The sequence below is a fragment of the Pseudomonas sp. GNP013 genome, assembly GCF_054343995.1.
The window spans coordinates 611,588-623,421 of record NZ_JBTGUT010000001.1; the positions used below are offsets into that span (position 1 = coordinate 611,588).

Consider the following 11,834-nt stretch of genomic DNA (forward strand, 5'->3'; position numbering starts at 1 on the left):
AGAGGATCTCTATGCCCTTGCGCCTTGCGCTGCTGTTACTGTTTACCGGTCTTGCGGCCGGTTGTGTTTCATCGGGCCATGACAGCCCCTTGCAAACAGACAAAGGCCGTGACGAGGCGCGAGTGGCGTATGTGCAGTTGGGCCTGGGTTACCTGCAGCAAGGCATGAGCGAGCAGGCCAAGGTGCCGTTGAAAAAGGCCCTTGAGCTGGATAGCGATGACGCCGACGCCAATGCAGCGTTGGCATTGGTGTTCAAGGCTCAGGCCGAGCCTGAACTGGCCGACCGGTATTTTACCAAGGCGCTGTCCGCGCGGCCTGCTGATCCCCGGCTTTTGAACAACTACGGCAGCTTCCTGTTCGAGCAGAAACGTTATGCCCAGGCCGCCCGTTATTTCCAGCAAGCCAGCACCGATACCCTGTATCCGGAACGTTCGCGGGTATTCGAGAACCTTGGGGTCACCTCGATGCACCTCGGGCAGCGCGATTTGGCGCGCCAGCAATTGGCAAAAGCCCTGCACCTGAACGGTCACCAGCCTCGCGCATTGCTCGAAATGGCTGAGTTGTCCTACGAAGACAGGCATTATGTGCCGGCACGTGACTATTACGAGCGTTTTAGCCTGCTCAGCGGGCAAAATGCACGTAGTCTATTGCTCGGTGCGCGCCTGGCGACGGTTCATGAAGAACGCGACACGGCCGCACGTTTTGGCCAGCAACTCGAACGACTCTATCCCGGTACGCCGGAATATCAGCAATACCTGTCGGAGCAATGATGAAAGCGGCGCACCCGGAAGTTGTAGCAGCTAATCGCGTAAACCCAGGCGACACCTTGCGTCAGGCCCGCGAAAGCAATGGTTGGTCGCTGGCGGAAGTGGCCCTCAAGCTCAATTTGACGGCCACGTCCCTGGGCAACCTCGAGGCCGGCGCGTTTGACAAGCTGCCGGGGCACACCTTTGCCCGGGGTTATATCCGTGCTTATGCCAAGTTGCTCGGCATCGATCAAACCGTGCTGGTCCAACAGTTCGATCAGTTCACCGGCACCGACTCCCAGGGCAGCAACGTCCATGGTCTGGGGCGTATCGAAGAGCCGACGCGAGTCTCCCACACGATTTTGCGGATTGTCAGCCTGCTGCTGCTGATCGCGGTGATCGGCGGTGGTTTTGTCTGGTGGCAGGACCAGGCGGCCCAGCGCACCAAGGACATGACCAGCAACGCCATGGAGCACGTCGAAGTCGAAAGCGCCGACGGTACCACCCAGATTCATCCGCTGGATGAGCCCGAAGACCAGGCCGTCGTGCAAAGCCAGACCGCGCCTGAAACGCCGCCAGCCAACGAGCAGCCGGCGGCGCAAACCTCCCCGGCTGCAACCGCTGCTGTGCCTGCGCCTACCACTCCGGCTGCGCCCGCCGCCCAGGCCCACACGCCGGCCGCTCCTGCCCAGGCACCGGCGACCACGGCTCCGGTTACGCCAGCAACTCCCGCTATTTCGGCCCCTACGACCCCCGCTTTGATCGCCGGTGACGGGCACGTACAGGTTACCTTCATCGCCGACTGCTGGACGCAAGTCACCGATGGCAACGGCAAAGTGCTGTTCAGCGGCCTCAAGCGCAAGGGCGACACGCTTGACCAGGGCGGCAAGCCTCCTCTGACGCTGCGTCTGGGCTATGCCCGTGGCGCGCAAGTGGTCTACAACGGCCAGCCTGTGGACGTGGCGCCGTTCACCAGTGGCGAGACCGCTCGCCTCAAGTTGGGACAATAGTCATGCACGGCGAATCTCCAATCAAACGTCGCGTATCGCGCAAGATCTGGGTCGGCTCCGTACCCGTGGGCGGCGATGCCCCCATTGCCGTACAGAGCATGACCAACAGCGACACCAATGATGTGGCCGCCACCGTGGCCCAGATCAACCGTCTGGAAGCAGCCGGCGTCGACATCGTGCGCGTTTCCGTGCCGGACATGGACGCCGCCGAAGCCTTCGGCCGCATCAAGCAACTGGTCAAGGTGCCGCTGGTTGCCGACATTCACTTCGACTACAAAATCGCGCTGCGCGTGGCCGAACTCGGTGTGGACTGCCTGCGCATCAACCCGGGCAACATCGGTCGCGAAGACCGCGTGCGCGCCGTGGTGGATGCTGCCCGTGATCGCGGCATTCCGATCCGCATCGGCGTCAACGCCGGCTCCCTGGAAAAAGACCTGCAAAAGAAATACGGCGAGCCCACCCCGGCGGCGCTGGTCGAGTCGGCGCTGCGCCACGTTGAACACCTCGAACGCCTGAATTTCCAGGACTTCAAGGTCAGCGTAAAGGCTTCCGACGTGTTCATGGCGGTAGAAGCCTACCGCCTGCTGGCCAAGGAAATCGTACAACCGCTGCACCTGGGTATCACGGAAGCGGGCGGTCTGCGCTCAGGCACAGTGAAATCTGCGGTGGGTCTCGGTATGCTGCTCGCCGAAGGGATCGGCGACACTATCCGCATCTCCCTGGCGGCAGACCCCGTAGAGGAGGTGAAGGTCGGTTACGACATTCTCAAATCCCTGCGTTTGCGTTCCCGTGGCATCAACTTCATTGCCTGCCCGAGCTGCTCGCGGCAGAACTTCGACGTGGTGAAAACCATGAACGACCTGGAGTTGCGCCTCGAAGACCTGCTGGTGCCGCTGGATGTTGCGGTGATCGGCTGCGTGGTCAACGGGCCGGGCGAGGCCAAGGAGGCGCATGTCGGCCTTACCGGTGGTACGCCGAACCTGATTTACATCGACGGCAAGCCGTCGCAGAAATTGACGAATGACAATCTGGTGGACCAGTTGGAGAAGCTGATCCGCGAGAGAGCGGCCGAAAAGGTCGCCGCTGACGCAGCGCTGATCGCTCGCGGCTGATTGAACGAATTTAAGGATTTGATGTGAGCAAGTCTCTGCAAGCCATTCGTGGCATGAACGACATCCTGCCGGAGCAGACGCCATTGTGGCGTTACTTCGAAAGCACGGTCGCGCGCCTGTTGGATAACTACGGCTACAAACAGATCCGCATGCCGATCGTCGAGTTCACCGAGCTGTTCAAGCGCTCCATCGGTGAAGTGACCGACATCGTCGAAAAAGAGATGTACACCTTCGCAGACCGTAACGGCGACTCCCTGACCCTGCGTCCGGAAGGCACTGCCGCCTGCGTGCGTGCGGTGCTCGAGCACGGCCTCACCGGTGGCGGTCAGCCGCAGAAGTTGTGGTACATCGGCCCGATGTTCCGTCACGAGCGTCCACAGAAGGGCCGTTATCGCCAGTTCCACCAGATTGGTCTTGAGGTGTTCAACCTTGACGGCCCGGACATCGACGCCGAGCTGATCGTGATGACCTGGCGCCTGTGGGGCCAGTTGGGCATCCGTGACGCGGTCAAGCTCGAACTCAACAGCCTGGGCACCAGTGAGTCCCGGGGCCGCTACCGCGAAGCCCTGGTCGAATACCTGTCCGCCCATCTGGATAAACTGGACGAAGACAGCCAGCGCCGTCTGAAAACCAACCCGTTGCGCGTGCTTGATACCAAGAACGCCGACACCCAGGCCGTGCTGGTAGACGCGCCGAAGATGGCCGACTACCTGGACGACGAATCCCGCGTGCATTTCGACGGCCTCAGGGCGCGTCTGGATGCCGCCGGGATTCCCTACGTCATCAATCCTAAACTGGTGCGCGGCCTCGATTACTACAGCAAGACGGTGTTCGAGTGGGTCACCGACAAGCTTGGCGCCCAGGGCACCGTGTGCGCGGGCGGCCGTTACGACGGGCTGGTCGAGCAAATGGGCGGCAAGCCCACCACCGGCGTAGGCTTCGCCATGGGCATCGAGCGCCTGATCCTGCTGCTGGAAACCCTGGAGCAGGTCCCGGAAGAAATCGCCCGGCAAGTCGACGTGTACCTGTGCGCCTTTGGCGAGGCCGCCGAACTGGCAGCCCTGGCCTTGAGCGAACAGGTGCGTGACCAACTGCCAAACCTGCGCCTGCAGATCAATGCCGGCGCTGGCAGCTTCAAGAGCCAATTCAAGAAGGCCGACAAGAGCGGTGCGCTGTATGCGCTGATCCTCGGCGATGACGAGCTGGCCCAGCAAGTGATAGGTTTCAAACCCCTGCGTGGCCAGGGCGAGCAACAGAACATTGCCTTTGATGCGCTCGCCGCGCACCTGGCCACCTGCGTTGTGCAGGGTTGAAGCTGTCGAACAGCCGAATTTAGCGATTTAAGGAGTATTGGGGTGTCGAGTATTGATGATGATCAAATGACCGAGTTCAAGGACTGGTGGCAGCGTAACGGCAAGCCTCTGGTTACTGGCGGTCTGCTCGCTTTGGTGGTGGTGTTCGGCTGGCAGGCCTGGCACAAATATCAGGCCAACCAGTCCCAGGGCGCCTCGGTTCTGTATCAGCAGTTGCTGGAAACTACGCTGACGCCGGACGGCAAGCCTGACCCGGCTCAGGTTGCAGACCTGGCCGGCAAGCTGAAAAGCGAATTTGGCGGCACCACCTACGCTCAATACGGTAGCCTGTTCGTCGCCAAGGTGGCGGTCGATACCGGCAAGCTGGACGATGCTGCGGTTGAACTGAAGGCCATCGCCGACAAACCGACCAACCCGACCCTGGGTGAAATCGCCCGTCAGCGCCTGGCTCAGGTACTGGCGGCACAGAACAAGGCCGACGAAGCACTCAAACTGCTCGACGGCGATGCGGACAAGGCATTTGTAGCCACTCGCGAAGAGCTCAAGGGCGACCTCCTGGTCCAATTGGGTCGTACCGACGAAGCCAATGCTGCGTACAAGAAGGCCAAGGCTGCGCTGTCTGATGAAGCGGCGGTCGGTGGCTTACAAATCAAGCTCGACGACTTGGCCAAAGGGGATGCGTGACGTGATCCGTTGGAAACATGCAGCATTGCTGGCTCTGGCCATTCTGGCCGCGGGTTGCAGCAGCAACAGTAAAAAAGAACTGCCTCCGGCCGAGCTGACCACCTTCAAGGAGGAAGTGGTTTTGCAGAAGCAGTGGAGCCGCTCCATCGGTGACGGCCAGGGCGACACCTACAACATGTTGGTGCCGGCAATTGACGGCGAAAACATTGTGGCCGCTGACGTGACCGGCGTGGTCGTGTCCATGGATCGCATGACCGGCGACGTGAAGTGGAAAAAAGACCTTGAGTTGCCTGTGTCCGGCGCCGTCGGTGTGGGTTATGGCATGGTCATGCTCGGCACGCTCAAAGGCGAAGTCGTGGCGCTGGATTCCAGCACCGGTGAAGAGAAATGGCGCGCTCGCGTGACCAGCGAAGTGCTCGCACCGCCTGCCACCAACGGCGATATCGTCGTGGTGCAGACCCAGGATGATCGGGTGATCGGCCTGGACGCCAGCACCGGCGAGCAGCGCTGGTTGTATGACAGCACGCCGGCGGTACTGACCCTGCGCGGCACCAGTGGTCCGATTGTCACTAACAATCTGGCCGTTGCAGGCCTGTCGACCGGTAAAGTGGTCGCCCTGAACACCCAGAACGGCGTGCCGGCCTGGGAAACCCGAGTGGCCATCCCGCAAGGTCGTTCCGAGCTGGATCGCGTAGTGGACATCGACGGCGGCTTGCTGCTGTCGGGTGAAACCCTCTACGTCGCCACTTACCAGGGCCGTGTGGCCGCACTGGACCTGCAGAGCGGTCGCGTCAACTGGCAGCGTGATGCTTCCAGCTACGCCGGTGTCGCCCAAGGGTTTGGCAGCGTCTACGTAAGCCTGGCGTCCGGCACCGTTGAAAGTGTCGACGAGCGTTCCACCACCGCGCTGTGGAGCAACGATTCGCTGGCTCGCCGTCAACTGTCGGCACCGGAAGTGTTCTCCAGCTACGTGGCGGTGGGCGACTTTGAAGGCTACCTGCATCTGTTGAGCCAGGTGGATGGTCGTTTCGTAGGTCGTGAGCGTATTGACAGCGACGGCCTGCGTGCACGTCCGCTGGTCGTGGGTAACATGCTTTATGTGTTTGGCAACAGCGGCAAGCTGGAAGCCCTGACCATCAAGTAAGAATCATGCTTGGGGTAACACCCAGGCGGCCCCGCTTCGGCGGGGCATGCGGCATCTGACGATGCTGCCCCGAGCACCAGCCGCTGCCTTGCAGCGGCTTTTGTATTTTCTGAAATAACGAAGTGGAGAGCCGCATGGTTCCCGTAATCGCCCTGGTGGGCCGACCTAACGTCGGCAAGTCCACCTTGTTCAACCGCCTGACCAGGACTCGCGACGCCATCGTCGGCGACTTGTCCGGTCTGACCCGTGATCGCCAATACGGTGAGGCAAAGTGGCAGGGGCGCTCCTACATTATTGTCGACACCGGTGGTATCTCCGGTGACGAGCATGGCATGGACGAAAAGATGGCCGAGCAGTCGCTGCTGGCCATTGAAGAAGCCGATGTCGTGTTGTTCCTGGTGGACGCCCGCGCGGGATACACCGCTGCCGACCAGATGATTGGCGAGCACTTGCGCAAGCGCAACAAGCGTTCCTATCTGATCGCCAACAAGATCGACAACATCGATCCTGAGGCCGCCCGCGCTGAATTCAGCCCGATGGGCCTGGGCGACGCGATCCCGGTCGCCGGTGCCCACGGTCGTGGCATCACCCAGATGCTGGAAATCGCTCTGCGCGACTTCCCGAAGGATGACGACGGGGAAGAAGAGGGCGAAGAAGAGATCGTCGCCGAAGGTGAGGAAGCCAAGCGCATTCCGGGCCCGAGTGAAAAAGACGGTATCAAGATTGCCATCATCGGCCGCCCTAACGTGGGCAAGTCGACCCTGGTCAACCGCATGCTCGGTGAAGACCGGGTCATCGTCTACGACCAACCCGGCACCACCCGCGACAGCATCTACATCCCGTTCGAGCGTAATGACGAAAAGTACACGCTGATCGACACCGCCGGTGTGCGCAAGCGCGGCAAGATCCACGAGGAAGTTGAAAAGTTCTCCGTGGTGAAAACCCTGCAAGCCATCAAGGACGCCAACGTGGTGATCTTCGTGATGGACGCCCGCGAAGGCGTGGTGGACCACGACCTCAACCTGCTGGGCTTTGCCCTGGAGGCCGGTCGGGCATTGGTGATCGCGATCAACAAGTGGGACGGTATGACGCCCAGCGAGCGCGACTTCGTCAAGATCGAGCTGCAGCGTCGGCTGTTCTTCGTCGAGTTCGCCGATATCCACTTTATCTCGGCCCTGCACGGCACTGGCGTGGGCAACCTGTACGCGTCCGTGCAGAACTCGTTCAAGTCCGCCGTCACCCGCTGGCCCACCAACCGCCTCACCCAGATCCTGGAAGATGCGGTGGGCGAGCACGCGCCGCCGATGGTCAACAACCGCCGGATCAAACTGCGTTACGCCCACTTGGGTGGTGCCAACCCGCCGATTATCGTGATCCACGGTAACCAGATCGAGAAGGTGCCCAAGTCTTACGTGCGTTACCTGGAAAACACCTACCGTCGTGTCTTGAAGCTGGTCGGTACGCCGATTCGTATCGAGTTCAAGGGCGGCGAGAACCCATACGAAGGCAACAAGAACACGCTGACGGACCGTCAGGTGAACAAGAAGCGTCGTTTGATGACTCATCACAAAAAAGCCGACAAAAAGCGCCGCGACAAGAAATAACGCAGCGTTGAGTGGTGGCGAGAGAGGGCTCCTTTGGAGCCCTTTTTTGTGCCTGACGGTTTGCTTGCTTGACCTGCTTGCAGCTTGCAGCTTAAAACTGGCAGCTCACCCGAAGGGGGCTTCCATGATCACCAGCAAGTTGCCGAACGTCGGCACCACCATTTTCACCACGATGTCGCAACTGGCTGCCGAAACCGGCGCGCTCAACCTGTCCCAGGGTTTCCCCGACTTCAACGGCCCGCAAGCGTTGCTCGATGCGGTGGGCCAACACGTTGCCAACGGGCATAACCAGTATTCACCGATGACCGGCTTGCCGGCCCTGCGCCAGCAAGTGGCAGCGAAGATCGCCCGCAGCTATGGCGTTTCGGTCGATCCCGACAATGAAGTGACCATTACTCCGGGGGCCACCGCGGCGATTTTCTGCGCGATCCAGGCGGTGGTTCGTCGGGGCGATGAAGTGATCATCTTCGATCCCTGCTACGACAGCTACGCACCTTCGGTGGAACTGGCCGGTGGCCGTTGCGTGCATGTGCAACTGAGCCTGCAAGGCTTCGCGCTGGACTTCGAGAAGATCAAGGCGGCACTGTCACCGCGCACGCGCATGATCGTCCTCAACACGCCGCACAACCCTACTGGCGCACTGATCAGCCGCGCCGAGCTGGACCAATTGGCCGACCTGATCCGTGATCGCGATATCTACCTGCTCAGCGACGAGGTCTACGAGCACCTGGTGTTCGATGGCGTGCCCCATGTCAGCGTGCTGGCCCATGCAGAGCTGTACTCGCGCGCCTTTGTCGTCAGTTCCTTCGGCAAGACCTACCACGTCACCGGCTGGAAAACCGGCTACGTCGTCGCGCCACCCGCGCTGACGGCCGAATTGCGCAAGGTGCACCAGTACGTCAATTTCTGCTGCGTCACCCCGTTGCAGTTCGCGCTGGCTGACTTCATGGCCGCCCACCCGGAGCACGTTGACGAACTGCCGGCGTTCTACCAGGCCAAGCGCGATCTGTTCTGTGACTTGCTGGCGCCGTCGCGCTTGAGTTTCACTCGGGTGGCCGGCACCTACTTTCAACTGGTGGATTACTCACAGATTCGTCCGGACCTGGATGACGTCGCCATGTCGCTGTGGATGACCCGCGAACACGGCGTGGCGAGCATTCCCATCTCGGTGTTCTACCAGCACCCACCTCAAGGCCAGCGCCTGGTGCGCCTGTGCTTTGCCAAACGCGAGGAAACGCTGCAACAAGCAGCCGAAAAACTATGCGTGATCTGACTGCATTGCCGGACCTGAACATCGCTCTGGTCCAGACCAGCCTGGCCTGGCACGACCGCCAGGCCAACCTTGACCATTTCGAGCTGTTGCTGGAGCAGGCCAAGGGTGCCGACCTGATTGTGTTGCCGGAAATGTTCACCACCGGTTTCTCGATGGAATCGCACACCCTTGCCGAGCCGGAAAGCGGCCCCACCCACCGCTGGCTCCAGGCCCAGGCCAGAAAGTACGCTGCGGTCATCACCGGCAGCGTGATCATCCGGGCGGCCGACGGCAGCCATCGCAACCGCCTGCTGTGGGCGCGGCCCGATGGTGAGGTGCTGCACTACGACAAGCGCCATCTGTTCCGCATGGCCGGCGAACACGACCACTACACCCCGGGAGAGCGCCAGGTGCAGTTCGACTGCAAGGGCTGGCGCATTCGTCCGTTGATTTGTTACGACCTGCGCTTTCCGGTGTGGAGCCGTGATGCCCAGGACACCGACCTGCTGCTGTACACCGCCAACTGGCCGGGCGCGCGGCGTCAGCACTGGAACCGTCTGCTACCGGCGCGGGCCATCGAGAACCTGTGCTACGTGGCGGCGGTGAATCGGGTGGGTACGGATGGCAAAGGTTTTGGCTACACCGGTGACAGCCAGGTGCTGGACTTCCAGGGTGAGACCCTGCTGAGTGCGGGGGAGGCGGACGGGGTGTTTCAGGTGTGCCTGGATGCGGCGGAATTGGCGGCGTATCGCACCAAATTCCCGGCGAACCTGGATGCCGATCGCTTTCAGTTTGTCTGATACACCGCTATCGGGAGCAAGCCCCCTCCCACAGGGAAATGCATTCCAAATGTGGGAGGGGGCTTGCCCCCGATGAGGCCCTCACCGACACCACAAATATAAAGCCCAACAAAAAGCCCCTGAGTTCTCACCCAGGGGCCTTTTGCATTTCAGCGATAGGCGTTACGCCGCTTTCGCTGCCTGTTGGCTCAGCGAACGGTTCAACGCACTGAACAACGCCTTGAAGCTGGCGGTGGTGATGTTTTCATCAATCCCCACCCCATGCACCGGACGCTCCCCGTTCACCCGCAGTTCAATGTAAGCCGCCGCCTTGGCATGGGTGCCCGCGCCAATCGCGTGTTCGTTGTAATCCATGATCTCCACGCCAATCGGCAGGCCGGCCACCAGGGCTTCCAGTGCGCCATTGCCTTTGCCTTTCCAGTGCAGGTTGGTTTCGCCCTGGCCCTTGCCCGAGACTTCCACCTCGACATAGCTATTGCCGTTTTCTTCCTGCAGGCGATGGCTGACCAGCGCGTAGGGGGTGTTGGCCTGCAGGTATTCCCGTTGCAGCAACGCGTAGATCTGCGGCGCGGTCATCTCCAGGCCCACGCGGTCGGTTTCGGCCTGTACCACCTGGCTGAACTCGATCTGCATGCGGCGCGGCAGGCTGATGTCGTATTCCTGCTCCAGCAGGTAGGCGATACCGCCCTTGCCCGACTGGCTGTTCACGCGGATCACCGCCTCGTAGCTGCGGCCGATATCGGCCGGGTCGATCGGCAGGTACGGCACCTCCCACAAGGCATCGTCTTTCTGCTGGGTAAACCCCTTGCGGATCGCGTCCTGGTGCGAGCCGGAGAACGCGGTGTGCACCAGGTCGCCTACATACGGATGACGTGGGTGCACCTGGATCTGGTTGCACTCCTCGACGACCTTGCGCACGCCGTCGATGTCGGAGAAGTCCAACTGCGGGTCGAGGCCCTGTGTGTACATGTTCAGGGCCACGGTGACCAGGTCGACGTTGCCGGTGCGCTCACCGTTGCCGAACAGGCAGCCTTCGACACGGTCGGCGCCGGCCATCAGGCCCAGCTCGGTGGCGGCCACGCCGGTGCCACGGTCGTTGTGGGTGTGCAGGCTGATGATCACGCTGTCACGGCGATTGATATGGCGACCGAACCACTCGATCTGGTCGGCATAGATGTTCGGCGTGGCGCACTCGACGGTGGCCGGCAGGTTGAGAATCATCTTGTGCGCGGGCGTCGGGTTCCACACCTCGATCACGGCGTCACAGACTTCCTTGGCGAACTCCAGCTCGGTGGCGCTGAAGGTTTCCGGGGAATATTCGAAGGTCCACTGGGTTTCCGGCTGCTGCGCGGCGTATTTGACGAACAGCTTGGCCGCGTTGACCGCGATGGCCTTGATGCCGTCCTTGTCCTGGTTGAACACGATGCGGCGAAACGACGGCGACGTGGCGTTATACAAGTGCACGATGGCCTTTTTTGCGCCGCGCAGGGATTCGAAGGTGCGTGCGATCAAGTCTTCACGGCCCTGGGTCAGCACCTGGATGGTGGTGTCCTCGGGGATGTGGTTGTCCTCGATCAGGGTGCGCACGAAGTCGAAGTCGGTTTGCGAAGCGGCCGGGAACGAGGCTTCGATTTCCTTCACGCCGACGGCCACCAGGGTCTTCCAGAAGCGCAGTTTCTTGGCGGCGTCCATCGGCTCGATCAGCGACTGGTTGCCATCACGCAGGTCGGAACTGCACCAGATCGGCGCGCTGGTGATGGTTTTCGACGGCCAGGTACGATCCGGAATATCGATGGTCGGGAACGCGCGGTATTTCGAAGACGGGTCTTTGAGCATGCTCATCGGGAAATCCTTGGTTGAGGGGCCGAAAAAAGGCGGCCTGCCGTGAAACTGTTATTGGGAATAAAGCTTTGGACGAGGCAGATCGATTCAGCCTGGCAGTCGTGCGCTGACAAGGCACAGGCTGCGGTGCTGGCGGAGCTGAATGAGGGTGTGAGCGGTTTTCATGTACTCAACCCTAACCGCGGGGGTGAAAGATGGCAAGTCGGTGAAAAAAATTGATGGAATTACTCTTTATTTGCTTTTTTGTGATGCTTTAAAGCTGTTTTTTGTATTTTATTGATCTTTTTTTGCGGCAAGTATTCTGCGGTCGCAATTTTAACTGCAAGC

Annotated in this window: 10 protein-coding genes; 9 read left to right on the forward strand and 1 reads right to left on the reverse strand. The window is 60.9% G+C overall.

Going from position 1 to position 11,834, the window contains the following annotated elements; translation table 11 throughout:
* Nucleotides 1-11 precede the first annotated feature (11 nt).
* The 9 genes from pilW (at nt 12) to ACXX81_RS02855 (ending at nt 9,665) form a co-directional block, all read left to right on the forward strand.
* Entirely contained in the window at nt 12-770 is a 759-nt protein-coding gene (gene pilW / locus ACXX81_RS02815) for a type IV pilus biogenesis/stability protein PilW (RefSeq protein ID WP_209984563.1), read from the forward strand.
* On the forward strand, nt 770-1,756 hold the full coding sequence (locus tag ACXX81_RS02820) for a RodZ domain-containing protein (RefSeq protein WP_209984560.1): 987 nt from the start codon (nt 770-772) through the stop codon (nt 1,754-1,756). Before pilW ends, ACXX81_RS02820 begins: the two co-directional genes overlap by 1 nt.
* 2 nt (nt 1,757-1,758) lie before the next feature.
* Nucleotides 1,759-2,868: a flavodoxin-dependent (E)-4-hydroxy-3-methylbut-2-enyl-diphosphate synthase gene (gene ispG / locus ACXX81_RS02825; RefSeq protein ID WP_209984557.1), complete on the forward strand. Its 1,110-nt coding sequence runs from the start codon at nt 1,759-1,761 to the stop codon at nt 2,866-2,868.
* Between the two features lie 23 nt (nt 2,869-2,891).
* Nucleotides 2,892-4,181 carry a histidine--tRNA ligase gene (hisS, locus tag ACXX81_RS02830; RefSeq protein WP_209984552.1) on the forward strand — a complete coding sequence of 430 codons (1,290 nt, stop codon included), beginning with the start codon at nt 2,892-2,894 and terminating at the stop codon, nt 4,179-4,181.
* Between the two features lie 66 nt (nt 4,182-4,247).
* Entirely contained in the window at nt 4,248-4,865 is a 618-nt protein-coding gene (locus ACXX81_RS02835) for a tetratricopeptide repeat protein (protein ID WP_322214605.1), read from the forward strand.
* Nucleotides 4,858-6,009 carry an outer membrane protein assembly factor BamB gene (bamB, locus tag ACXX81_RS02840; protein WP_209984548.1) on the forward strand — a complete coding sequence of 384 codons (1,152 nt, stop codon included), beginning with the start codon at nt 4,858-4,860 and terminating at the stop codon, nt 6,007-6,009. The genes ACXX81_RS02835 and bamB overlap by 8 nt, the downstream gene beginning before the upstream one ends.
* A gap of 134 nt (nt 6,010-6,143) precedes the next feature.
* Nucleotides 6,144-7,613: a ribosome biogenesis GTPase Der gene (der, locus tag ACXX81_RS02845; RefSeq protein WP_231423471.1), complete on the forward strand. Its 1,470-nt coding sequence runs from the start codon at nt 6,144-6,146 to the stop codon at nt 7,611-7,613.
* A gap of 124 nt (nt 7,614-7,737) precedes the next feature.
* Nucleotides 7,738-8,886, forward strand: a complete 1,149-nt coding sequence (locus ACXX81_RS02850) for a pyridoxal phosphate-dependent aminotransferase (protein WP_209984542.1) — start codon at nt 7,738-7,740, stop codon at nt 8,884-8,886.
* Nucleotides 8,874-9,665: an amidohydrolase gene (locus ACXX81_RS02855; RefSeq protein ID WP_209984539.1), complete on the forward strand. Its 792-nt coding sequence runs from the start codon at nt 8,874-8,876 to the stop codon at nt 9,663-9,665. The genes ACXX81_RS02850 and ACXX81_RS02855 overlap by 13 nt, the downstream gene beginning before the upstream one ends.
* Before the next feature lie 162 nt (nt 9,666-9,827).
* On the opposite strand, the gene leuA is transcribed toward ACXX81_RS02855, so the two are convergent.
* Nucleotides 9,828-11,507: a 2-isopropylmalate synthase gene (gene leuA / locus ACXX81_RS02860; RefSeq protein WP_209984536.1), complete on the reverse strand. Its 1,680-nt coding sequence runs from the start codon at nt 11,505-11,507 to the stop codon at nt 9,828-9,830.
* Nucleotides 11,508-11,834: the final 327 nt, after the last annotated feature.